General features: G+C 64.8%; 33 protein-coding genes. 1 reads left to right on the plus strand and 32 read right to left on the minus strand.

The annotated features are described in order from the left end of the window. Positions 1-89: 89 nt before the first annotated feature. The 12 genes from rplQ to ATJ78_RS15405 all read right to left on the minus strand — a co-directional run bounded on the left by rplQ (position 90) and on the right by ATJ78_RS15405 (position 8,825). A complete protein-coding gene (rplQ, locus tag ATJ78_RS15350) occupies positions 90-611 on the minus strand; it encodes a 50S ribosomal protein L17 (RefSeq protein WP_098409037.1) in 522 nt (173 codons plus the stop codon). Positions 612-657: 46 nt separating this feature from the next. After that, positions 658-1,647 carry a DNA-directed RNA polymerase subunit alpha gene (locus ATJ78_RS15355; RefSeq protein ID WP_098409038.1) on the minus strand — a complete coding sequence of 330 codons (990 nt, stop codon included), beginning with the start codon at positions 1,645-1,647 and terminating at the stop codon, positions 658-660. 118 nt (positions 1,648-1,765) lie between these two features. Further along, on the minus strand, positions 1,766-2,164 hold the full coding sequence (gene rpsK, locus ATJ78_RS15360; protein ID WP_098409039.1) for a 30S ribosomal protein S11: 399 nt from the start codon (positions 2,162-2,164) through the stop codon (positions 1,766-1,768). Between the two features lie 35 nt (positions 2,165-2,199). Next, positions 2,200-2,574 (minus strand): 30S ribosomal protein S13, encoded by a 375-nt coding sequence (gene rpsM, locus ATJ78_RS15365; RefSeq protein ID WP_098409040.1) that lies wholly within the window; start codon positions 2,572-2,574, stop codon positions 2,200-2,202. Positions 2,575-2,725: 151 nt separating this feature from the next. Then, the gene (rpmJ, locus tag ATJ78_RS15370; protein ID WP_098409041.1) at positions 2,726-2,842 is read right to left on the minus strand and encodes a 50S ribosomal protein L36; all 117 of its coding nucleotides are present in this window, start codon (positions 2,840-2,842) and stop codon (positions 2,726-2,728) included. Positions 2,843-2,926: 84 nt separating this feature from the next. After that, positions 2,927-3,148, minus strand: a complete 222-nt coding sequence (gene infA / locus ATJ78_RS15375) for a translation initiation factor IF-1 (protein ID WP_091179331.1) — start codon at positions 3,146-3,148, stop codon at positions 2,927-2,929. Between the two features lie 177 nt (positions 3,149-3,325). Continuing rightward, the gene (locus ATJ78_RS15380) at positions 3,326-4,477 is read right to left on the minus strand and encodes a mannitol-1-phosphate 5-dehydrogenase (RefSeq protein WP_098409042.1); all 1,152 of its coding nucleotides are present in this window, start codon (positions 4,475-4,477) and stop codon (positions 3,326-3,328) included. Next, positions 4,474-4,914 (minus strand): PTS mannitol transporter subunit IIA, encoded by a 441-nt coding sequence (locus tag ATJ78_RS15385; protein WP_098409043.1) that lies wholly within the window; start codon positions 4,912-4,914, stop codon positions 4,474-4,476. The genes ATJ78_RS15380 and ATJ78_RS15385 overlap by 4 nt, the downstream gene beginning before the upstream one ends. Beyond that, positions 4,911-6,455 carry a PTS mannitol transporter subunit IIBC gene (locus ATJ78_RS15390; protein ID WP_098409436.1) on the minus strand — a complete coding sequence of 515 codons (1,545 nt, stop codon included), beginning with the start codon at positions 6,453-6,455 and terminating at the stop codon, positions 4,911-4,913. The genes ATJ78_RS15385 and ATJ78_RS15390 overlap by 4 nt, the downstream gene beginning before the upstream one ends. Before the next feature lie 5 nt (positions 6,456-6,460). Next, a complete protein-coding gene (gene ptsP / locus ATJ78_RS15395; protein WP_098409044.1) occupies positions 6,461-8,128 on the minus strand; it encodes a phosphoenolpyruvate--protein phosphotransferase in 1,668 nt (555 codons plus the stop codon). A gap of 42 nt (positions 8,129-8,170) precedes the next feature. After that, positions 8,171-8,437 (minus strand): HPr family phosphocarrier protein, encoded by a 267-nt coding sequence (locus ATJ78_RS15400; RefSeq protein ID WP_098409045.1) that lies wholly within the window; start codon positions 8,435-8,437, stop codon positions 8,171-8,173. Positions 8,438-8,513: 76 nt separating this feature from the next. Beyond that, complete coding sequence (locus ATJ78_RS15405; protein ID WP_098409046.1) at positions 8,514-8,825, minus strand: hypothetical protein; 312 nt, start codon at positions 8,823-8,825, stop codon at positions 8,514-8,516. A 139-nt stretch (positions 8,826-8,964) separates the two neighbouring features. On the opposite strand from ATJ78_RS15405, the gene ATJ78_RS15410 reads away from it, so the two are divergent. After that, positions 8,965-10,878, plus strand: coding sequence for a BglG family transcription antiterminator (locus ATJ78_RS15410; RefSeq protein ID WP_245836354.1), 1,914 nt, complete (start codon positions 8,965-8,967; stop codon positions 10,876-10,878). Between the two features lies 1 nt (position 10,879). Here the strand turns inward: ATJ78_RS15410 and ATJ78_RS15415 are convergent, their stop codons facing one another. From ATJ78_RS15415 to rplB, 20 genes are all read right to left on the minus strand, one after another. Further along, positions 10,880-11,755 (minus strand): aminotransferase class IV, encoded by an 876-nt coding sequence (locus ATJ78_RS15415; protein ID WP_098409047.1) that lies wholly within the window; start codon positions 11,753-11,755, stop codon positions 10,880-10,882. 24 nt (positions 11,756-11,779) lie between these two features. After that, positions 11,780-12,628 carry a type I methionyl aminopeptidase gene (map, locus tag ATJ78_RS15420; protein ID WP_098409048.1) on the minus strand — a complete coding sequence of 283 codons (849 nt, stop codon included), beginning with the start codon at positions 12,626-12,628 and terminating at the stop codon, positions 11,780-11,782. Next, a complete protein-coding gene (locus tag ATJ78_RS15425; RefSeq protein ID WP_211288478.1) occupies positions 12,628-13,239 on the minus strand; it encodes an adenylate kinase in 612 nt (203 codons plus the stop codon). Before ATJ78_RS15425 ends, map begins: the two co-directional genes overlap by 1 nt. Next, the gene (gene secY / locus ATJ78_RS15430; protein ID WP_098409049.1) at positions 13,236-14,558 is read right to left on the minus strand and encodes a preprotein translocase subunit SecY; all 1,323 of its coding nucleotides are present in this window, start codon (positions 14,556-14,558) and stop codon (positions 13,236-13,238) included. Before secY ends, ATJ78_RS15425 begins: the two co-directional genes overlap by 4 nt. Positions 14,559-14,719: 161 nt before the next feature. Then, a complete protein-coding gene (gene rplO / locus ATJ78_RS15435) occupies positions 14,720-15,277 on the minus strand; it encodes a 50S ribosomal protein L15 (protein WP_098409050.1) in 558 nt (185 codons plus the stop codon). Next, complete coding sequence (gene rpmD, locus ATJ78_RS15440; RefSeq protein WP_098409051.1) at positions 15,277-15,462, minus strand: 50S ribosomal protein L30; 186 nt, start codon at positions 15,460-15,462, stop codon at positions 15,277-15,279. The genes rplO and rpmD overlap by 1 nt, the downstream gene beginning before the upstream one ends. Beyond that, positions 15,462-16,157, minus strand: coding sequence for a 30S ribosomal protein S5 (rpsE, locus tag ATJ78_RS15445; protein ID WP_098409439.1), 696 nt, complete (start codon positions 16,155-16,157; stop codon positions 15,462-15,464). The genes rpmD and rpsE overlap by 1 nt, the downstream gene beginning before the upstream one ends. A 23-nt stretch (positions 16,158-16,180) precedes the next feature. After that, positions 16,181-16,540 (minus strand): 50S ribosomal protein L18, encoded by a 360-nt coding sequence (rplR, locus tag ATJ78_RS15450; RefSeq protein WP_098409052.1) that lies wholly within the window; start codon positions 16,538-16,540, stop codon positions 16,181-16,183. 2 nt (positions 16,541-16,542) lie between these two features. Then, positions 16,543-17,079 (minus strand): 50S ribosomal protein L6, encoded by a 537-nt coding sequence (gene rplF, locus ATJ78_RS15455; RefSeq protein WP_098409053.1) that lies wholly within the window; start codon positions 17,077-17,079, stop codon positions 16,543-16,545. 6 nt (positions 17,080-17,085) lie between these two features. Further along, positions 17,086-17,484 (minus strand): 30S ribosomal protein S8, encoded by a 399-nt coding sequence (rpsH, locus tag ATJ78_RS15460; protein ID WP_098409054.1) that lies wholly within the window; start codon positions 17,482-17,484, stop codon positions 17,086-17,088. 101 nt (positions 17,485-17,585) lie between these two features. Next, positions 17,586-18,176 carry a 50S ribosomal protein L5 gene (rplE, locus tag ATJ78_RS15465; protein WP_098409055.1) on the minus strand — a complete coding sequence of 197 codons (591 nt, stop codon included), beginning with the start codon at positions 18,174-18,176 and terminating at the stop codon, positions 17,586-17,588. Next, positions 18,176-18,541, minus strand: a complete 366-nt coding sequence (gene rplX / locus ATJ78_RS15470; protein ID WP_098409056.1) for a 50S ribosomal protein L24 — start codon at positions 18,539-18,541, stop codon at positions 18,176-18,178. Before rplX ends, rplE begins: the two co-directional genes overlap by 1 nt. Positions 18,542-18,543: 2 nt before the next feature. After that, positions 18,544-18,912, minus strand: a complete 369-nt coding sequence (gene rplN / locus ATJ78_RS15475; protein ID WP_098409057.1) for a 50S ribosomal protein L14 — start codon at positions 18,910-18,912, stop codon at positions 18,544-18,546. Between the two features lie 32 nt (positions 18,913-18,944). After that, positions 18,945-19,244, minus strand: coding sequence for a 30S ribosomal protein S17 (rpsQ, locus tag ATJ78_RS15480; RefSeq protein ID WP_098409058.1), 300 nt, complete (start codon positions 19,242-19,244; stop codon positions 18,945-18,947). 2 nt (positions 19,245-19,246) lie between these two features. Then, a complete protein-coding gene (rpmC, locus tag ATJ78_RS15485) occupies positions 19,247-19,567 on the minus strand; it encodes a 50S ribosomal protein L29 (RefSeq protein ID WP_098409059.1) in 321 nt (106 codons plus the stop codon). After that, entirely contained in the window at positions 19,567-19,986 is a 420-nt protein-coding gene (gene rplP / locus ATJ78_RS15490; RefSeq protein WP_098409060.1) for a 50S ribosomal protein L16, read from the minus strand. Before rplP ends, rpmC begins: the two co-directional genes overlap by 1 nt. Positions 19,987-19,988: 2 nt before the next feature. Beyond that, a complete protein-coding gene (gene rpsC, locus ATJ78_RS15495; protein ID WP_098409061.1) occupies positions 19,989-20,741 on the minus strand; it encodes a 30S ribosomal protein S3 in 753 nt (250 codons plus the stop codon). Continuing rightward, the gene (gene rplV / locus ATJ78_RS15500; protein WP_098409062.1) at positions 20,741-21,133 is read right to left on the minus strand and encodes a 50S ribosomal protein L22; all 393 of its coding nucleotides are present in this window, start codon (positions 21,131-21,133) and stop codon (positions 20,741-20,743) included. The genes rpsC and rplV overlap by 1 nt, the downstream gene beginning before the upstream one ends. A 26-nt stretch (positions 21,134-21,159) precedes the next feature. Next, entirely contained in the window at positions 21,160-21,441 is a 282-nt protein-coding gene (gene rpsS, locus ATJ78_RS15505) for a 30S ribosomal protein S19 (protein WP_098409063.1), read from the minus strand. Positions 21,442-21,453: 12 nt separating this feature from the next. After that, positions 21,454-22,293, minus strand: coding sequence for a 50S ribosomal protein L2 (rplB, locus tag ATJ78_RS15510; RefSeq protein ID WP_098409064.1), 840 nt, complete (start codon positions 22,291-22,293; stop codon positions 21,454-21,456). Position 22,294: the final 1 nt, after the last annotated feature.

Consider the following 22,294-nt stretch of genomic DNA (forward strand, 5'->3'; position numbering starts at 1 on the left):
CGGCCGACCGGCCGCCCCACCGTGGACGCCACACAATGCGCGAAGCCCCGCAACCCAAGGGCTGCGGGGCTTCGAGTGCAGGATGCTGCTTACTTGGCGTCGTCCTCAGACTCGGCCTTGTCGTCAGCAGCTGCGTCCTCGGCTGGAGCCTCGGTGGTCTCCTCAGCGGGAGTTTCCTCGACCTCAGTCTCCTCGACTGGCTCTTCAGCCTTCGGCGCGTCAGCCTTCTTGGCCGCCTTCGCCTTGGGCGTCACGGGCTCGAGAACGAGCTCGATCACGGCCATGGGAGCGTTGTCGCCCTTGCGGTTGCCGATCTTCGTAATGCGGGTGTAGCCACCCTCACGCTCAGCAACGAGCGGCGCGATCTGCGTGAACAGCTCGTGCACGACCGTCTTGTCGCCGATGGTCGACAGCACGCGCCGACGCGAGTGCAGGTCGCCGCGCTTGGCGAACGTGACGAGGCGCTCAGCGAACGGGCGCAGCCGCTTCGCCTTGGTCTCGGTCGTGGTGATGCGCTTGTGCGTGAACAGCGCCGCGGAAAGGTTGGCGAGCAGAAGGCGCTCGTGCGCCGCTCCGCCTCCGAGGCGGGGTCCCTTGGTGGGCTTAGGCATTGTCGTGTTTCTCCAGATTAATCTCGGACCGTCTTACGACTGACCGTCAGTTGTTCTCGTCTTCGTAGCCCGAGTAGAAGTGCGCGCCGTCGAACCCGGGAACCGAGTCCTTGAGCGACAGCCCCATCTCGACGAGCTTGTCACGAACCTCGTCCACCGACTTCTGGCCGAAGTTGCGGATGTTCATGAGCTGCGTCTCGCTGAGGGCGACAAGCTCGGAAACCGTGTTGATTCCCTCGCGCTTGAGGCAGTTGTACGAACGCACCGACAGGTCGAGGTCTTCGATCGGCACCGACAGCTCGCTCGAGAGCACGGTCTCGGCGGGAGCAGCACCCAGCTCGATGCCCTCGGCCTGGTTGTTGAGCTCCTTCGCGAGGCCGAACAGCTCGACGAGAGTGCTTCCGGCGGAAGCGATGGCGTCGCGCGGCGTGATGGCCTGCTTGGTCTCGACGTCGACGACGAGGCGGTCGAAGTCGGTGCGCTCACCGGCACGCGTCGCCTCGACGCGGTAGGTGACCTTGAGAACGGGCGAGTAGATCGAGTCGACCGGAATCTGGCCGGCCTCGGAGAACTCGTTGCGGTTCTGCGTGGCCGAGACGTAGCCGCGGCCGCGCTCGATCGTGAGCTCGAGCTCGAACTTCGCCTCTTCGTTCAGCGTGGCGATCACGAGCTCGGGGTTGTGCACCTCGACACCGGCGGGCGCCGAGATGTCAGCTGCCGTGACCTGACCGGAGCCGGTCTTGCGCAGGTACGCGGTGATCGGCTCGTCGTGCTCGCTCGAGACGACGAGTCCCTTGACGTTGAGGATGACCTCGGTGACGTCTTCCTTCACTCCGGGAATGGTGCTGAACTCGTGCAGCACGCCGTCGATGCGGACGCTGGTGACAGCGGCTCCGGGAATCGACGACAGAAGCGTGCGGCGAAGCGAGTTTCCGAGCGTGTAACCGAAGCCGGGCTCGAGCGGTTCGATGACGAAACGGCTGCGGAACTCCGAGATGTTCTCCTCGGTGAGCGATGGACGCTGTGCAATAAGCACTATGTATTCCTTTCGGCTAAGTGTCCGCTATATGACACTTGCGTTGACGGGATATTGAGTTGTGTTAACCCCAAGAATCGAGCCGGGGTGAACCGGCCCGATCTCGGGTGTGAAGTGCTTAGACGCGGCGGCGCTTCGGCGGACGGCATCCGTTGTGTGCCTGCGGCGTGACGTCCGAGATCGAACCGACCTCGAGGCCAGCGGCCTGCAGCGAACGGATCGCGGTCTCGCGACCGGAGCCCGGTCCCTTGACGAAGACGTCGACCTTCTTCATGCCATGCTCCTGCGCCTGACGCGCGGCGGCCTCAGCGGCCATCTGAGCGGCGAACGGGGTCGACTTGCGCGAACCCTTGAAGCCGACGCCACCTGACGAGGCCCAGCTGATCACAGCGCCTGAGGCGTCGGTGATCGACACGATCGTATTGTTGAACGTCGACTTGATGTGGGCCTGGCCCTGAACGACGTTCTTCTTTTCTTTTCTACGCGGCTTGCGGACGGCCGACTTGGGTGCTGCCATTGGTTATCTCCTGAATCCTTGAGGCGAGGCTCGACCTAGCGAGCCTTCTTCTTGCCGGCGACGGTGCGCTTCGGGCCCTTGCGGGTGCGCGCGTTGGTCTTGGTGCGCTGGCCGTGAACCGGCAGCCCGCGACGGTGGCGGATGCCCTGGTAAGAACCGATCTCGACCTTGCGGCGGATGTCAGCGGCAACCTCACGGCGAAGATCACCCTCGACCTGGAAGTTGCCCTCGATGTAGTCACGAAGGGCGACCAGCTGGTCGTCGGTAAGGTCCTTGACGCGGATGTTTCCGTCGATTTCAGTGTCGGCGAGGGCCTTGAGCGCCCGGGTACGGCCGACACCATAGATGTACGTCAGTGCGACTTCCACGCGCTTGTCGCGGGGAATGTCTACGCCGGCGAGACGTGCCATGGTGGCTTCTCCTAGGAGTAAGTGGAGGTGTGGAGCAGATCCGGTGCCAGGGCCTCCGCCCCTGGGTGTCCCCCGCTGAGCCTCAGCTCGGGCGAGTTTCTGAACCTGCCAGTTCTGTTCTGTTGTCGTGGCGCGGCAGCTGCCGCGTCTGCTAGCCCTGGCGCTGCTTGTGGCGCGGGTTGCTCTTGCAGATCACCATGACGCGTCCGTGACGACGGATCACCTTGCAGTGATCGCAGACCTTCTTGACGCTGGGGTGGACCTTCATGTTCTTCCTTCGATTCGCTGTCCTCGTGAAGAACCGTGCGCACCGCTCGGCGCAGCACAGTTCAACCGTTACTTACAGCGCGACTTACTTGTAGCGGTAGACGATCCGGCCGCGGGTCAGGTCGTAAGGAGTCAGCTCCACAATCACGCGGTCCTCGGGGAGGATGCGGATGTAGTGCTGGCGCATCTTGCCCGAAATGTGGGCAAGCACCTTGTGACCGTTCGTCAGCTCAACGCGGAACATCGCGTTGGGCAGAGCCTCGATCACAGATCCTTCGATCTCGATGACACCGTCTTTTTTGGCCATAGCCTCACTGTCGCTCAGGTTCGTCGCACTGGTCGTGCGTTGGATTTCGGTGCGGACGAGACACGCCACTGGCGTGCACAATGCACCAACGAATTATCTTATGTGATAAAGCGCAGATTCGCCAGTCGATCCACCATCAGCGCACACGACGTCCGCAAGTGGACCGACTGTCTCTCGTCAGCGCGGCGTGCGCGTCACGGCCGCCACCTCTCGGCAGACACGGTCGAAGAGCGGATGCTGCGGGTCAAGGCCCATCACCTGTGCCACGAACTCCGACGGCTCGAGCGTCTCGAGCAGTTCGGCCATCTCCTGGCTCTGCGCGTCGTCGGCGACGTGAAACTGCAGCGCGGCCCCGATGGCGTCGACGAGAGCGTCAGGGGTGTTTCCGCGTTCGGCGATCGCGGCGGCAGGACCGATGAAGCGCTCGTGGCGACCGAGTTTGCGCAGGGGTTCGCGGCCCACGCGCTGCACGGTGTCTGGAAGGTGCTCGTTGGCAAAGCGCGAGAGAATCGTCTCCCGGTACGCGGACTGCTCGTCAGCGTCGAGCCCGTGCACGGCTACGAGATACGCCGATGTCTCTTCGAGCGCGCTGCGCACCTTGCCCGAGACGGTCGGATCGGCGGCAGCATCCGCGATCTTCTCGTGGCCGGCCAGAAACCCGAAGTAGGCGATTGTCGCATGCCCGGTGTTCACGGTGTAGAGCTTGCGTTCGATGTAGGGCGCAAGATCGTCGACGAAGTGCGCCCCCGGAAGCGTCGGCTCCGCCCCGCCGAAGGGCCCGCGCTCGACGACCCACTCGTGGAATGCCTCGACCGTGACGTCGATGCCGGCGTCTGCCGATTGTGCCGGGACAATGCGGTCGACGGCCGTATTGGCGAAGATCGCGCGCTCGGCGAGCCGGTTCCACTCCGCTCCCGCGTTCTCTTCGATGTGCGTGCGCAGCGTGTCTGTCGCGCCAATGGCGTTCTCGCACGCCATGACCGCGACGGGCGCCCTGTCGGCAGACCGAGCTGCGAGACCTCGCGCGATCGCCGGCGCGATGAACCGCAGCACGTTCGGTCCGACGGCCGTCGTGATGATGTCGGCCGTCGAGAGCTCCGCGACAAGTCGCTCCTCGTCTTCGGCCGAGTTCACGGCGTTGAATCCGGTGACCGTTCTGTCGACGCCGCCCTCGCCGACCTCGTGAACCGTATAGCTGGACGCAGCCTGCAGCGCGGCGATGAGTTCGGGGTTCACATCGGAGAAGACAACGTCGTACCCCGCATCGTGCAGCAGGAGCCCGATGAAGCCGCGACCGATGTTGCCCGCTCCGAAGTGAACCGCCTTCATTGGTCGTTGACCTCCTCGAGCACCGCGTACAGTGCATCGGCGTCGTCGGCGTCGATAAGCTGCTGCACCTGGTCTTCTTCAGAGAAGACGATGGCGATCTTCGACAGAATCTCCAGGTGCTCGTTTTCGACCCCGGCGATGCCGACGACGAAGCGCACTTCCTCGCCGTCCCAGTCGATGGGGTTCTCATAGCGGATGAACGAGAGCGCAGAGGCCTTGATCTCGTCCTTCGCCTCGTTCGTGCCGTGCGGAATCGCCAAATAGTTGCCCATGTAGGTCGAGACGGTCTCCTCCCGTTCGCGCATGGCGTCAACGTAACGCTGCGTCACGGCGCCTGCGTCCACGAGCACGCGGCCCGCCTCGGCGATCGCCTCGTCGCGCGTGGTGGCGCTCCCCGACGCCACGATGTTGCGGACTGTGAGAATGTCGCTGCTCATTGATTGTCCCCCTCAGAGCCTTCGGCTGCGTTGCTTTCGGTCACCCGCTGCACGACCTCGTCGTACTTCGGGCTGTTCATGAAGTTGTCGACAGATACGTGAATCGAGTTCGGCGATTTCTGCTTCGCCCGGTCGGTCAATTCATTTTGCGTGACGATGAGGTCGGCGTCACCCGTGAGGTTTGCAATCGCCTGGTTGGTCACTTTCACGTCGCTGACGCCGGCCTTCTTGAGCTTGTTGCGCAGAACGGATGCTCCCATGGCGCTGGATCCCATTCCCGCATCGCACGCGAACACGATGTTGCTAATCGGGCCGGTGATCGTGGCCGTGCCGGAGTCGCCCGCTGCGGCAGCATCCGTTGCACCGCCCATCGTGCCGAGCACGGTCGACTTCTTGCCCTTGTTCGCCTCGGTCTTGGCGATCGCATCGCTGAGGTCACCGGCATTCTCGTTCTCGAGGTCGCGTTTGCGCGACGCCCGAAGAATCACCGCCGAGATGATGAACGAGACCGCTGCGGCACCGATCACCGAGAGAATCACGCCGACATAGCTGTCGGGCGCCGTCTGAATGAGCACCGCGATGATACTGCCGGGGGATGCCGGTGCGCGAAGCCCCGTCTGGAACGCCGCGTTGATCGCCACGCCCGTCATGCCACCCGCGATCGCCGCGATGATGATCATGGGCTTCATGAGCACGTACGGAAAGTAGATCTCGTGGATTCCGCCGAAGAACTGAATGATCGCTGCGCCCGGTGCGCTGGCCTTCGACATGCCGACGCCGAAGAACATGAATGCGAGAAGGATACCGACGCCTGGGCCCGGGTTCGCCTCGATGAGGAAGAGGATCGACTTGCCGGTCTCGAGAACCTGCTCGGTGCCGAGCGGCGTGAAGACACCGTGGTTGATGGCGTTGTTGAGAAACAGAACCTTGCCCGGCTCGACGAAGATGCTCGCGAGCGGCAGTAGGTGCAGACCGACGAGCCAGTTCACGGCTCCCTCGAGAACACCGCTGAGCCAGCTCACGACCGGCGCGATTCCGTAGAACCCGGCGAGCGCGAGCAGGCCGCCCAGAATGCCCGCAGAGAAGTTGTTGACGAGCATCTCGAAGCCGGCCTTGATCTTGCCGTCCCAGATCGCGTCGACCTTCTTCATGAGCCACGCCGCGAGCGGACCCATGATCATGGCGCCGATGAACATCGGAATGTCGCTGCCGACGATGACGCCCATGGTCGCGATGACACCGACGACGCCTCCGCGAACGTCGTACACCATCTTGCCTCCGGTGTACGCGAGCAGCAGCGGCAGCATGTACGTGATCATTGGTCCGACCAGGCCGAGGTACTCGTTGCCCTCGGCATCGGGGAACCCGCCGAGGGCCGGCACAGGAGTCCATCCCGTCTCGATGAAGAACGCCGTGATGAGACCCCACGCAATGAACGCGCCGATGTTGGGCATGACCATGCCCGAGAGGAAGGTGCCGAACCGCTGTACGCGGACGCGCACTCCTCCCTTCTTGGCTGTGTCGTTGGACGTCGTCGTCATTGTGATCACTCTTTCTGTAGGGAAGGCGCCGCGTCAGTCACAGCGCTTCTGGCTGAGGCCGCATCGTGAGCGTCGAGCGCGATGCTGGCGAGTCGCTGCGCGGCGTTGCTGTCAAACCGCGCGAGCGACAGTCGAACGTCGGCAAGCGCCGACGGTGACATCGAGAGGGTTGTCGCGCCGAGTCCGACGAGCACGACGGCGAGCAGAGGGTCGGCCGCCGCTTCGCCGCAGATGCCCACGGGCTTGCCCGATTCGGCGCCCGCCTGGCCGACTTCGCTGATGAGCCGGAGCACCGCGGGGTGCCACGGGTCTTGAAACGACGCGACGGTTCCGAGCAGCCGGTCGGCTGCGAGCGTGTACTGCGTCAGGTCGTTGGTGCCGATCGACGCGAAATCGCTGGCCGCGAGGGCCGGCTTCGCGAGCAGAGCGATCGACGGAACCTCGACCATGATGCCCGCGGTCTTGAGCCCGAACTCGTGGGCGCGCGTCACGAAGTACTCGGTCTCTTCGAGAGTCGACACCATCGGGGCCATGACCCACAGGTCGGCGTCGGTCTGCGCGTCGGCGGCGGCGAGCGCGGTCAGCTGATCGCGCAGAATGTTCTCGCTCGCGCGCAGGGCGCGAAGTCCGCGGAGACCCAGCGCCGGGTTCTCTTCTGGCGCATCGTTGAGAAACGGCAGGGGCTTGTCTGCGCCGGCGTCGAGAACACGAACCGTAACCTTCTTGCCGGCGAACGCCTCGAGAACGCGAACGTAATGCTGCGTCTGCTCCTCCACGCTCGGGGCCGTCGAGCCCGCGTCGAGAAACAGAAACTCGGTGCGGAACAGCCCAACGCCCTCAGCACCGAGTTCGACGGCGCTGGCCGCGGCATCCCCCGACCCGAGGTTTGCCAACAGCGGAACGGGCGTGCCATCGGCCAGGGCACCAGGCGTCAGAGGGGCGGATGCCGCTTCGCGACGCTGCGCGATGCGGGCCTCGGCGTCGGCGATGGCCTCGGCGGACGGATCCGTCGTGACGGTGCCCGCTGCAGCATCCACCACCACCTGCGTACCATCACCGATCGTGAGTGCGTCTGCCGTGCCGACGATCGCGACGATCGACTTCTCACGGGCGAGGATCGCGGTGTGCGAAGTCGGGCCACCGTCGCTCGTCACGAGCGCGAGCACCTTGTCGAGGTCGAGCAGCGCGGTATCGGCGGGCGCGAGGTCACGGGCGACGAGCACGAACGGCTCATCGGGCTGCGGAACGCCGGGGGCCGCAACCCCGCGCAGGTGCGCGATGACCCGCTGCGAGACGTCGTCGAGATCGGCCGCGCGCTCACCGAGGTAGCCCCCCATGGCGGCGAGCTGGTCGCGGAACGATGCAAACGCCTCAAAGACCGCGCGCTCGGCCGTCTTACCCGACCCTGTCGCCTGCGTGACGAGCTCCGAGAGAGACGGGTCCTCGGCCATCATCGCCTGCGCCTCGAGCACGTCGCCGGCCGTTCCGCCAGCGGTCTCGCCCCGCTGCTGCAGATCGCGCGCCACGGCGGACATCGACGCGCTTGCGCGCTCGGCCTCCTCGGCGGCGCTGCGCGTGCTGGGCACGTCGTCCGGCTCTGGCAGGGGCTCGGGCATGCGCACCGTCGGCCCGACGGCGACTCCTTGACCGATTCCTGTTCCGGTGAACTCCATCAGCGACCTCCTCGTTCTCGCGAGGCCGCACGCGTTGTGCGGTCAGGCCTCGTCTTGATCGGTGACGAGCAGCTCCTCGAGCTCGCCGATAATGCGTTCCGCGTCGTCGCCCTCGACCGTGAGCGTGACCTCGTCACCGTGGTCGACGCCAAGCGAGATGACTCCGAGGATGCTCGCGGCGTTGACCGACTTGTCGCCCTTGCGGACGGTGACGGTCGCGCCGCTCGATGCCGCGGCCTGTGTGAAGAGCTTGGCCGGACGAGCGTGCAGCCCATGCGACGATCCGATCCTGATGTTCCGTTCCACCATGTGGTCCTCCCGCACGCCTGAGGGCTGTGCTTGTCACCATAGTCTGAGTGTGCGCTGAGGCACAACGATTCGTTGATCATGCGCTCGCCTCCGCTGTCGCGAGAGCGAGCTCGAGAGCGTCGTCGCCCGTCGGCGCCGTGAACACCGATTCCGGCATCACGGCGAGGGCGACGCCCGCCTGCTCGGCACGCCGGGCGATGTCGTCTGCGCCGGTGGCGAGGTGTGCTCCGAGCAGCAGCACATCGGCGTCGGCGAGCGCGGCATCAAGGTCTGCGAGGGGCACGGCGCGAGCCGCCACATCGAGACCACGGGATGCTGCGGCTCGACGCACGCGCAGCGCGACGAACGTCGATGACGCTCCCGCTCCGCACACAACGATGATCCGCATGCCATCGAGTCTGCCCAGTCGCCGTGACCCCGGCCAGCAGAGGCTCTTCCGCCCGGGCGGAAGCGTGTCGATTGACGAAAATCCTTCGCGCGCGCGACGATGCCTGGTTGACTCGTATCAGCGATGCCGAAGGAGAACCGTGAGCGCCGATCGACACAGTCAGCTGCTTGAGCAGCTCGTGCGCTCGAGTGGGTGGCAGACGGCGGGAGAGCTCGCCGATGCGCTCGGCGTCTCTGCACGCAGCATCCGCACCTATATCGCACGGGTCAAGTCGAAGGCCGGTTCCCTGCCCGTGATTGAGTCCGGGCCTGAAGGGTACCGTCTAAATCGTGACGCCTATGCGGCGTATCTCGCGACGGGTGACGGCTCCGGAGCCGACGGAACCCCGCGAGAGCGGCTGCACCGCCTCGTGCGACTGCTCATCGACGATGCCGAGGGTCTCGACGTGTTCGAGACGGCGAGCGCGCTGTTCATCAGCGATTCCACGCTCGAAACCGATCTGTCGCGGCTGCGCGCCCTGCTCACCGACACGAGACTGACGCTCAAGCGCACGGGCAGCCGAGTCACGCTGCACGGCTCGGAGCTGGCCAGACGGCGTCTGCTCTCACGCCTGTTCCGCGACGAGACCACGCACGGCATGGCACAGCTCGACGCGATCCAGCGAGAGTTCGAGTCGGAGAGCCTCGGCTCGTTCAAGACCGATCTCATCGACGCCCTGCAGTCCAGCGGCTACTACATCAACGACTACGGCATGGACAACGTCCTGCTGCACATCGCGATCGCGGCTGACCGTGCGGGCAAGGGGACTCCTGTCGAAACGGAGGGGCGCGCGACAGGCGCCGACACCGAACTGCGCGGCATTGTGCGCGATCTGGCTCGCACGCACTTCGCCGAGCCTCTCGGTGAGTCAGATATCGGCTACATTGCCTACCTGCTCTCGACCCGCGCCGTCGCTCCGCGGCCCGATGCCGACACCGTCGCGCCCTCGGAGTATTTCACGCCGGACGAATTCGCGACCGTGCGGGCGATCGCGGAGCGGGCAGGCGACGAGTACCTCGTCGACCTCACCGACGTGGACTTTCTGACCCGGCTCACGGTGCACGTCAGCAACCTGCTGGAGCGTGCAGAAGATCAGACGTACTCGCGCAATCCGCTGACCAAGTCGATAAAGACGGCGTACCCCATGATCTACGAGCTCGCCGTGTTCATCGCGAGCGGGCTGCACGATGCCCGTGGCATCGACGTGAATGACGACGAGATCGCGTACATCGCCATGCACATCGGAGCGCACCTTCAGCAGCAGACGCGGCGCGACGATGCGGCGACGTGCATTGTCGTGTGCCCGAACTACTACGACCTTCAGGCGATGCTCGCCGACCGTGTCGTGCAGGCGCTCGGTGACGCGCTCACCGTCACCCGGGTCGTCACGCGCACCGACGTGCCGTGGGACCATCTCGACGCCGATCTCGTGCTCACGACGATCGAGCCGCCCGTTCCCGCCGAGAACATCGTGCGCATTCAGCCGTTCCTCAGTCCGGCAGACGTCGACCGGGTGCGCGTGGCGCTGAGCCGCGTACGGCGGCAGGTCCGGCGTGCGGCGATTCGCGATCAGCTGCTGCGATATCTCGACGAGCGCCTGTTTCTTCGCGACGTCGATGTGGAGGGCGAAGAGGCGATGATCCGGCTGCTCGGTGAGCGGATGCTGCAACTCGACGTGATCGACGAACGGTACATCGATGCCGCGATCGAGCGGGAGCGCATGTCGTCGACGGCGTTCACCGACACACTCGCGGTGCCGCACGCCATGGAGATGACGGCGAGCCGCACGTCAATCGCGATCGCCGTGAACGAGCGCAGCATGCCGTGGGGCGACGGACGCGTCAATGTCGTCGCGCTCATCGCGTTCAGCGCCGACGGCCGCGCGCAGTTTCAAGAGGTCTTCGATCAGTTCGTCGAAGTGTTCTCCGAGCGCGACGACGTCGCGAGCATCATTCGCGGTGGACGCACATTCGGGTCATTCATCGACGAACTCGTGCGCACCATGGACAGCTGACTCAGCCGAGCGCCAGCAGATGCTCGTTCATGCGCCGCGTGAGTCCCTCGTCGACCTGCATCGTCCGGTCGTCGATCGCTATGATGGGCACGACGAGCCGCACGCTCGACGCCAGCCATGCCGCGTCGGCCTGCCGCACCTCGTCGGCGCGCACTCGACGTGACTGCGTGCTGAAACCGTTCTGCTCGGCCCAGCCGAAAAGCTCGCGCTGCGTCGTGCCCGGCAGGTTGCCATCGCCAGACGTCGGCGTCACGAGCATCGTTCCCGTACGGACGATGAGCGACGACGTCGGTCCCTCGAGCGCGTAGCCCTCGAGCGACGTGAAGACGACGTCGTCGGCGCCGCGGCGCCGCGCCTCGCGCAGCGCCGCCATGTTCGGCGCGTACGAGAGCGTCTTCGCGCCGGCCAGCATCCATGGAGCTCTCTCTGCGATGTCGATGGGCCAGCCCCGGTCGAGCAGCACGACACGCACCCCATGCTCGCGCTCGCGCACCTCGGGCGGGGTCTCCTCTCCCGTGATCCAGCACGTCGGTCGCCCGTCACCAGTGCCCCGCGTCATGACGAGCCGGATCACGCCCCCGCGGGCGGGGTCGAGCAGCCCGGCGACGCGTTCGATCGCGTGCATCCACTGCTCGGCGTCGGGCTCGGGCAGATCCATGATGCGAGCGGATGCTGCGAGCCTGTCGAGGTGCGATCGGGGTTTGCGCGCGCTGCCGGCGTTCACGCCGATCGTCTCGAAGACGCCGTCGCCGCGCGCGACGCCCGCGTCGAAGACGCTGAGAACCGCGTCATTCGGGTCGACGCGGGTCAGAAGCGCATCGAAGTCAGGGGCAGGCGCTGACCGGTCATGCGGGGTGATCACGAACACGACGCTCATGATCCGACGATATCGCGCCGCCGCTCAGGCGATGGGCGTTGGTGTGACGCCGAAGGGCGCGAGACCCGCGGCTCCGCCGTCTTCGGCCGTGAGCACCCAGATGCCGTCGTCGTGCACGGCGACGCTGTGCTCCCAGTGAGCGGCGATGTCCCCGTCAACGGTCAGAACTGTCCACTCATCGTTGTCCACGACGGTATCCGGCGATCCTCCGACGACCATCGGCTCGATGGCGACGACAAGCCCCGGCTTCACGGCGGGGCCCTGCATCGGTACGCGATAGTTGAACACCGGCGGCTCCTCGTGCATCGAACGCCCGATGCCGTGCCCGATGTAGTCCTCGATAATTCCGTACTGGTCGCCGAACTCGTCGGGGTTCGCCTCGACGAAGCTCTGCACGGCGTCGCCGACCTCGTTGAGGTGCGTCGCCGTGGCCAGGCGCGCGATGCCGGCCCACATGGCGCCCTCCGTTGCCCGGGATAACCGCTCACCAGCGCTCTGAACGTCCGGGCGCACGGTGTCAGGAACGACGACGCTCGCCGCGGAGTCGCCGTTCCAGCCGCCGACGTCGGCGCCGCAGTCGATCGAAACGATGTCCCCGGCCTCGATCACCCGGTTTCCGGGAATGCCGTGCACGACCTGGTCATTGACCGAGACGCAAAGCGTGTGGTGGTAGCCGGGCTCCATCTTGAAGTTGGGCTTTCCCCCGCCTGCGACGATGACGCCCTCGGCAATGCGATCGAGCGCCCCCGTCGTGACGCCGGGTTTCACAGCCGCGCACGCCGCAGCGAGGGCTCGCGCGGTCAGAAGACCCGGCTCACGCATCAGCCTCAGCTGAGCAGGAGACTTGTACAGCGAGCGTCGAAACAGACCCATCAGGCGGATGCTGCCAGGCCGCGTTCGGCCAGGGCGCGCAGCACGCGCTCGCTGACCGCGTCGATCGTGCCCAGGCCATCGACGCTCACGACGAGCCCTCGACTCTCATACACCGCGATGACGGGCTCGGTCTGCTCGTGATAGACGTCCTGCCTGTGTCGAATGACGTCCTCGGTGTCGTCGGAGCGGCCCTGCTCCTCGGCGCGGATCAGCAGGCGCTTCACAACCTCGTCGCGATCGGCCGTCAGCTGCACCACGGCGTCGAGAGAGTTTCCGGATGCTGCCAGAATGCGGTCGAGCTCGGCAACCTGCTCTTCGGTGCGCGGGTAGCCGTCGAGCAGAAAGCCCTGCGCGGCGTCCGGCTGCTGCAGACGGTCGGCCACGATCTCGTTGGTCAGCGAGTCGGGAACGTATCCTCCGCTCGAGACGATCTCGTCGACTTTCTTTCCAAGCTCCGTGCCGTCGGCGATGTTCTGCCGAAAGATGTCGCCCGTCGAGATCGCCGGAATGCCGTACGCCTCGGCGATCACGCTGGCCTGCGTGCCCTTGCCCGCGCCGGGAGGGCCGACGATCAGCAGTCGAACGTCCGTCTTCGTGGCTTCCGTCGTCATCGAAGCAACCCTTCGTAGTGACGCTGCTGGAGCTGCGAATCGATCTGCTTGACCGTCTCAAGACCAACACCGACGATGATCAAGATGGAGGCGCCGCCGAACGGGAAGTTCTGGTTCGCTCCGACCGTCGCGAGCGCGATCAGCGGAATCAGGGCGATCAAACCGAGGTAGAGGGACCCGGGCAGCGTCACACGCGTGAGCACGTAGTCCAGGTACTCTGCGGTCGGGCGCCCCGCGCGGATGCCGGGAATGAATCCGCCGTACTTCTTCATGTTGTCGGCGACTTCCTCCGGGTTGAAGGTGATCGCCACGTAGAAGTACGTGAATCCGATGATGAGCAGGAAGTAGATCGCCATATACAGCGGGTGGTCGCCGTTCGTCAGGTACGTCGTGATCCACGTGACCCATGCAGCGGGCTGCTCGCCTGCGGCGGGCTGGTTGAACTGGGCGATGAGCGCGGGCAGGTACAACAGCGACGATGCGAAGATGATCGGGATCACGCCGGCCATGTTGACCTTGATCGGAATGTACGTGCTGTTTCCGCCGTACGTGCGGCGTCCGACCATGCGCTTGGCGTATTGCACGGGCACACGGCGCTGTGACTGCTCGACGAAGACCACCGCGACAACCACGACGCAGCCGATCGCGAGCACGAGAAGGAACATCTCGAATCCGTGTGACTCCGCGATGGCCCACAGCGAGCTGGGGAACGTTGCGGCGATCGAGGTGAAGATCAGCAGAGACATTCCGTTGCCGATGCCGCGCTCGGTGATGAGCTCACCCATCCACATGATGAGACCGGTGCCCGCGGTCATGGTGAGCACCATGAGAAGAACCGCGTACCAGGTGTCGTCCGTGATGAGCGAGCTGCACTCGGGGCCCGAGTTCGTACCGAACAGCGCACCGCTTCGTGCGACAGTGATCAGCGTCGTCGACTGCAGGATGCCGAGGAAGATCGTGAGGTAGCGCGTGTACTGCGTCAGCTTGCTCTGGCCGGCCTGGCCTTCCTTGTGCAGCGTCTCGAAGTGCGGAATGACGACGCGCAGGAGCTGAGTGATGATCGAGGCCGTGATGTACGGCATGATGCCGAGGGCGAAGATCGACAGCTGCAGAAGTGCTCCACCCGAAAACAGGTTGACGAGCTCATACAGGCCGCTTGTGCCCTGGTTCTGCGCCAGACATTTCTGGACGTTGCCGAAATCGACGAAGGGCGTCGGAATGAACGATCCAAGTCGATACAGGGCGATGATGCCGAGGGTGAAGCCGATCTTCCGGCGCAGGTCCGGGGTGCGGAAGATCCGCGCAATAGCGCTAAACAACAAGGGCCTCCTGGGTTGAGCCGGCCAGTCCGGCTCGCCATGCCTACAAAGAGCCTTCCGAAATCGAAGGGCCCAGCAATCGAATCTAGCCGATTACTGGGCCCGACGAACAATCGAAGGCACGATTCACGCTGATGGCGAGTCGCACAACCGGTTGTGACTTACTTGACCGAACCGCCGGCGGCGACGATCTTCTGCTCCGCTGAGCCCGAGACCTTGTCGACCTCGACGTTCAGCTTCACCGAGATCTCGCCGTTTCCGAGGACCTTGACCTTCTCGTTCTTGCGAACGGCGCCCTTGGCCACGAGGTCGTCGACGGTGACGTCGCCGCCCTTCGGGTAGAGCTCGGCAAGACGCTCAAGGTTCACGACCTGGTACTCGACGCGGAACGGGTTCTTGAACCCGCGCAGCTTCGGCGTACGCATGTGCGCCGGAAGCTGCCCGCCTTCGAAGCCGGGGCGAACCTGGTAGCGAGCCTTCGTTCCCTTGGTTCCGCGACCAGCGGTCTTACCCTTCGAACCCTCACCACGGCCGACGCGCGTGCGATCGGTCTTGGCACCGGGAGCCGGGCGGAGGTGGTGCACCTTCAGCGCAGGAGAGCTGGTCTCCTCGGCCTTGGCAGCGGCCTTCTTAGCCGGAGCCTTCTTGGCCGGAGCCTTTGCTGCCTTCTCGGCGGGAGCGGCCTTCTCCGTGGTGACGTCCTTCTTCTCGTCAGCCATTAGTCGATCTCCTCAACCTTTACGAGGTGGGAAACAGTGTTGACGTAGCCACGGTTCTGCGGCGTGTCCTCGCGGACCACGACATCGCCGATGCGCTTGAGTCCCAGGCTGCGAAGAGTGTCGCGCTGGTTCTGCTTCTCACTAATTTTGGACTTGATCTGCGTGACCTTCAGCTGTGCGGCCATTACGCACCTACCTTTGCCGCGGCTGCGGCCTCAGCGGCCCGCGCCTCAATCTGCAGCAACTTGGCCGGGGCGACCTCGTCATACTCCTTGCCGCGGCGAGCTGCGACGGAGCGAGGCTCCTCGAGCTGCTTGAGCGCGGTGACAGTTGCGTGCACGATGTTGATGGTGTTCGACGAGCCGAGCGACTTGCTGAGCACGTCGTGGATTCCGGCGCACTCGAGCACGGCGCGCACGGGACCACCGGCGATAACACCGGTACCGGCAGCGGCGGGGCGCAGAAGCACGACGCCTGCCGCTTCCTCGCCCTGCACGGGGTGAGGAATCGACTGGCCGATGCGGGGAACGCGGAAGAAGTTCTTCTTCGCTTCCTCGACGCCCTTGGAGATCGCGAGCGGAACCTCGCGTGCCTTGCCGTAGCCGACTCCGACGACGCCGTTTCCGTCGCCGACGACGACGAGAGCGGTGAAGCTGAAGCGACGACCGCCCTTCACGACCTTCGACACGCGGTTGATGGTGACGACGCGCTCGAGGAACTGGTTCTTGTCGTCGCGGCCCGAACGGTCACGTCCGCCGCGGTCACGGCCCTGGTTGCGGTCGCGTCCGCCACGGCGTCCGCCGCCGCGCGCCTCTTCCGCGCGCGGCTCGGAACCGGCTGCGGTCTCGACCGGCTTCTCAGCAGTCTGGTCTGTAGCCATGTCCTGCTCCTTCTTTGCTTCGCTCACAGGTTCAGCCCACCCTCTCGAGCCCCTTCGGCGATCGCCGCAACGCGTCCTGCGTAGCGGTTTCCACCACGGTCAAATACAACGGACTCGATTCCAGCGTCCTTGGCGCGCGAGGCGACAAGCTCGCCGACCTTCTTCGCCTTCTCCGACTTGTCAGCGGAGAGCGAGCGCAGATCGGTCTCGAGAGTGGATGCCGACACGAGTGTGTGGCCCTTGGAGTCGTCTACGACCTGCACGAACACGTGGCGCGACGAGCGGGTGACGACGAGGCGCGGACGCGACGCAGTCCCCACGACCTTCTTGCGAAGGCGCGCGTGACGACGGTTGCGGGCTGACGACTTGGTCTTGACAGCCATGCTTACTTACCAGCCTTTCCGGCCTTGCGGCGAATGACCTCGCCTGCGTAACGCACACCCTTGCCCTTGTACGGCTCAGGCCTGCGAATCTTGCGAATGTTGGCGGCGGTCTCGCCGACAGCCTGCTTGTCGATCCCGGAGACCGTGAGCTTGTTGTTGCCCTCGACGGTGAACGTGATGCCCGCAGGCGGCTCAACGACAACCGGGTGCGAGAAGCCGAGAGCGAACTCGACGTTCGACCCCTTCTGCTGCACGCGGTAACCGGTTCCGACGACCTCGAGGCCCTTGCTGTACCCGGTCGTGACGCCGATGATGTTGTTGTTGATGAGCGTGCGCGTCAGTCCGTGCAGCGAGCGCGACTCGCGCTCCTCGTCCGGACGGCTCACGACGATCTGGCCGTCGTCGACCTTCGCCACGATGGGCTCGGCGACGGTGAGGCTCAGTTCACCCTTCGGTCCCTTGACCGTGACGGACTGGCCGTTGATAGTGACATCGACCCCAGCGGGGATGTCAATGGGAAGCTTTCCAATTCGTGACATAGCGCGTTACCACACGTAAGCGAGGACTTCCCCGCCGACGCCCTTCTTCTCGGCCTCTCGGTCCGTCAGAAGACCGGAGGAGGTGGACAGGATGGCGACGCCGAGCCCGCCGAGCACCTTGGGGAGCTCTGTCGACTTGGCGTACACGCGAAGCCCGGGCTTCGAGACGCGCTTGATGCCGACGATCGAGGGCTCGCGGTCCGGACCGAACTTCAGGTCAAGCGTGAGCGTCTTGCCGACGCGAGCGTCTGCGACGTCCCAGCCGGTGATGAAGCCCTCGCTCGCGAGGATCTCCGCGATGCGGCCCTTCAGCTTCGAGTGCGGCATCGACACGGAATCGTGGTGCGCCGTGTTGGCGTTGCGCAGTCTGGTCAGCATGTCTGCGACCGGATCTGTCATTGTCATGTGTTATTTCCTTTGTTCACCAGGTTTCGCACACCCGTTACACGAATGCCGACCTGTGGTGTGAACGGGGCCGGCAGCTGCCGGCCCCGCAGCGCCGCTGGTTACGCGGCGTCTTTCGACTTGAACGGGAAGCCGAGCGCCTTGAGCAGCGCGCGACCCTCGTCGTCGTTCTTCGCCGTGGTGACGACGGTGATGTCGAAACCGCGGACGCGATCGATCCTGTCCTGGTCAATCTCGTGGAACACGGACTGCTCGGTCAGGCCGAATGTGTAGTTTCCGTTGCCGTCGAACTGACGGTCGCTGAGCCCGCGGAAGTCGCGGATACGCGGAAGCGCAAGCGAGAGAAGCCGGTCGAGGAACTCCCAGGCACGGTCGCCGCGCAGCGTGGTGTGCGCGCCGATGGCCTGTCCTTCACGCAGCTTGAACTGCGCGATGGACTTGCGAGCCTTCGTGACCTGCGGCTTCTGTCCCGTGATCTTGGTCAGGTCGGCGATCGCGCCGTCGATGACCTTGCTGTCACGAGCAGCGTCGCCCACGCCCGTGTTCACGACGATCTTCACGAGTCCGGGGACCTGATGAACGTTCGAGAACCCGAACTGCTCCTTGAGCGCGGGAACGATCTCCGTCTTGTACTTCTGCTTCAGGCGCGGCTGGATTTTGCCAGCGGGCGCAGCAGTTGCGGTGTCAGTCATTACTTCAGGTCCTTACCAGACTTCTTGTCGTAGCGAACGCGCACCGTCTTGGCGACGCCGTCCTTGACGACTTCTTCGTTGCGGAAGCCGACCTTGACCGGCTTCTTGCTGTCGGGGTCGACGAGCGCAACGTTCGAGATGTGGATCGGCGCCTCGTGAGTCTCGAGGCCGCCGGTCTTGGTGCCGCGCTGGGTCTGGCCCTGGCGAACGTGCTTGGTGACGTAGTTGACGCCCTCGACGATCACGCGGTTCTTCTCAACGAGCACCTCGATGACGCGACCCTGCTTGCCACGGTATCCACCGCGCTCCTCGGTCGGTCCGCTGATGACCTGGACCAGGTCACCCTTCTTGATCTTTGCACCCATGACTAGATAACCTCCGGCGCCAGCGAGACGATCTTCATGAACCGCTTGTCGCGAAGCTCGCGACCGACCGGCCCGAAGATACGGGTACCGCGGGGTTCACCGTCATTCTTCAAGATCACTGCGGCGTTCTCATCGAACTTGATGTACGAGCCGTCCTGACGACGGGTCTGCTTCTTCGTGCGAACGATGACGGCCTTGACCACATCGCCGCGCTTCACATTTCCGCCGGGGATGGCATCCTTCACTGTGGCGACGATGGTGTCACCGAGGCCCGCGTAGTGACGGCCAGAACCGCCGAGCACGCGAATCGTGAGGAGCTCCTTGGCGCCGCTGTTGTCGGCGACCTTGAGCCGTGATTCCTGCTGAATCATTCCTTACTCCTTCTCACAGCAAGCCGAAAGGCTTACTTGGCCTTCTCGACGATCTCGACCAGACGCCACCGCTTGGTGGCGCTCAGCGGACGGGTCTCGTCGATGACGACGAGGTCGCCGATGCCGGCCTGCCCCTGCTCATCATGCGCCTTGACCTTGGAGCTGCGGCGAATGACCTTGCCATACAGCGGGTGCTTCACGCGGTCCTCGACCTCGACGACGATGGTCTTCTCCATCTTGTCGCTGACGACGTAGCCGCGAAGCGTCTTGCGGTAGCCGCGAACAGGAGCGCCTGACGCGGCCTCGGATGCTGCTTTTGCAGTCTCAGCCATGTCTAGGCCTCCTTCGTCTCGTCAGCCGCGGCTGCCTCTTCGGCTGCCTTGGCCTTCTTGCTCTTGCGGGTCTCCTTTGCGGGAGCCTCGACAGGTGCCGGGGTTGCCCGGATGCCGAGCTCGCGCTCACGGATGACCGTGTAGATGCGGGCGATGTCGCGCTTGACAGCGCGCAGGCGCCCGTGGGTCTCGAGCTGTCCCGTTGCTGCCTGGAAGCGAAGGTTGAACAGTTCTTCCTTCGCCTTGCGCAGCTCGTCAGTCAGACGCTCGTCTTCGAATGTGTCGAGCTCAGCGGGCGTGAGCTCCTTGGAACCGATCGCCATTACGCGTCGCCCTCCTCGCGCTTGATGATGCGTGCCTTGAGGGGCAGCTTGTGAATTGCACGGGTGAGTGCTTCGCGGGCGAGCGTCTCGTCGACACCCGCAACCTCGAACAGCACGCGTCCGGGCTTGACGTTTGCGACCCACCACTCGGGCGAGCCCTTACCGGAACCCATGCGGGTTTCAGCCGGCTTCTTGGTGAGCGGACGGTCAGGGTAGATGTTGATCCACACCTTTCCGCCACGCTTGATGTGACGGGTCATCGCGATACGAGCTGCCTCGATCTGACGGTTGGTCACGTACGCGGGAGTGAGGGCCTGGATGCCGAACTCACCGAAGCTGACCTTGGTGCCGCCCGTAGCCTGACCGGTGCGAACCGGTCGGTGCTGCTTGCGGAACTTAACTCTGCGGGGAATCAACATGATTAAGCACTGGCTCCTTCTGCGACCGGGGCCTGAGCCTCGCGGGGCTGACGGCGCGGACGGTCGTTGCGCTCACGGCTCGGCTTCGAGTTGGCCTGCTCGCGAGCAAGTTCCTTGTTGGTGACGTCACCCTTGTAGATCCAGACCTTCACGCCGATGCGGCCGAAGGTCGTACGGGCCTCGTAGAAGCCGTAGTCGATGTTCGCGCGGAGGGTGTGCAGCGGAACGCGGCCCTCACGGTAGAACTCGGAACGGCTCATCTCAGCACCGCCGAGGCGGCCGGACACCTGAATGCGAACGCCCTTCGCACCGGCGCGCTGTGCACCCTGCAGACCCTTGCGCATTGCGCGGCGGAAGGCCACGCGTGCGGAAAGCTGCTCGGCGATGCCCTGTGCCACGAGCTGAGCGTCGGCCTCGGGGTTCTTCACCTCGAGAATGTTCAGCTGGATCTGCTTGCCTGTGAGCTTCTCGAGCTCACCGCGAATGCGCTCTGCCTCGGCGCCGCGGCGACCGATCACGATTCCCGGGCGAGCCGTGTGGATGTCCACACGAACACGGTCACGGGTGCGCTCGATCTCGATGCGCGACACGCCTGCGCGGTCAAGCGAGGTGGTCAGCAGCTTGCGGATCTTGACGTCCTCGGCGACGTAGTCGCTGTAACGCTGTCCCGGCTTGGTGCTGTCAGCGAACCAGCGCGACACGTGGTCGGTGGTGATACCAAGACGGAAGCCGTACGGGTTGATTTTCTGGCCCATTACTTGCTCGCCTTCTTTGTTGCCGTGGCTGCGCCGACCTCGTCGGGCGTCGAAAGGACGACCGTGATGTGGCTGGTGCGCTTGTTGATGCGGTAGGCGCGGCCCTGGGCGCGCGGCTGGAACCGCTTGAGGGTCGCACCCTCGTCAACGAATGCCTTGGTGATGTACAGGTCCTGCTCGTCGAGGAAGCTGTTCTCGGCATCCGCCTTCACGCGAGCGTTGGCGATGGCCGAGGCGACCAGCTTGTAGACGGGCTCAGAAGCACCCTGCGGGGCGAACTTCAGGATGGCAAGTGCCTCCTGCGCCTGCTTGCCGCGGATCATGTTGACAACGCGGCGGGCCTTCATGGGGGTTACGCGGATGTGTCGCACGCGGGCGATCGACTCCACCATTTCTTCTCCTCCTTCACGTCACCGCGTCAGCGGCGACGGCCCTTCTTGTCGTCCTTCACGTGACCGCGGAAGGTGCGAGTCGGAGCAAACTCACCGAGCTTGTGTCCGACCATGCTCTCGGTGACGAACACCGGGATGTGCTTGCGACCGTCGTGCACCGCGATGGTGTGACCGAGCATCGCCGGCACGATCATCGAACGGCGCGACCAGGTCTTGATGACGTTCTTGTTCTTGGCCTCGTTCGCGACGGTCACCTTGCGGAGCAGGTGTTCGTCAACGAAGGGGCCCTTCTTGAGACTGCGTGGCATCTTCTACAACTCCTACTTGCGCTTCTTCGAGGTGGGCCGACGACGAACGATGAGCTTGTCGCTTTCCTTGTTGGGGTGACGAGTGCGGCCTTCCTTCTGGCCCCACGGGCTGACAGGGTGGCGTCCACCGGAGGTCTTGCCCTCACCACCACCGTGCGGGTGGTCGACCGGGTTCATGACAACACCGCGCACTGTCGGGCGAACGCCCTTCCAGCGGCTGCGTCCTGCCTTGCCCCAGTTGATGTTCGTCTGCTCGGCGTTGCCGACCTCTCCGATCGTTGCGCGGCAGCGTGCGTCGACGTTGCGGATCTCGCCCGAAGGCAGACGCAGCTGAGCGTAGGGGCCGTCCTTGGCGACGAGTCGCACTGATGCACCGGCCGAGCGAGCGAGCTTCGCTCCCCCGCCGGGCTTGAGCTCGATCGCGTGCACGACGGTACCTGTCGGGATGTTGCGCAGCGGCAGGTTGTTTCCGGGCTTGATGTCCGCGCCGGCACCCGACTCCACGACGTCGCCCTGCTTGAGGCGCTGCGGCGCGAGGATGTAGCGCTTCGTGCCGTCGACGAAGTGCAGCAGCGCGATGTGCGCCGTGCGGTTCGGGTCGTACTCGATGTGAGCGACCTTGGCGTTCACGCCGTCCTTGTCGTTGCGACGGAAGTCGATGACGCGGTACTGACGCTTGTGGCCGCCACCGATGTGACGGGTGGTGATGCGACCCTGGTTGTTGCGGCCACCGGTCTTCGACAGAGGGCGGAGGAGCGACTTCTCAGGAGTCGTGCGCGTGACCTCGGCGAAGTCGGAAACGCTTGAACCGCGCCGACCCGGGGTCGTGGGCTTGTACTTACGAATAGCCATT

The organism is Paramicrobacterium agarici (assembly GCF_002563955.1).
Taxonomy (GTDB): Bacteria; Actinomycetota; Actinomycetes; order Actinomycetales; family Microbacteriaceae; genus Paramicrobacterium; species Paramicrobacterium agarici.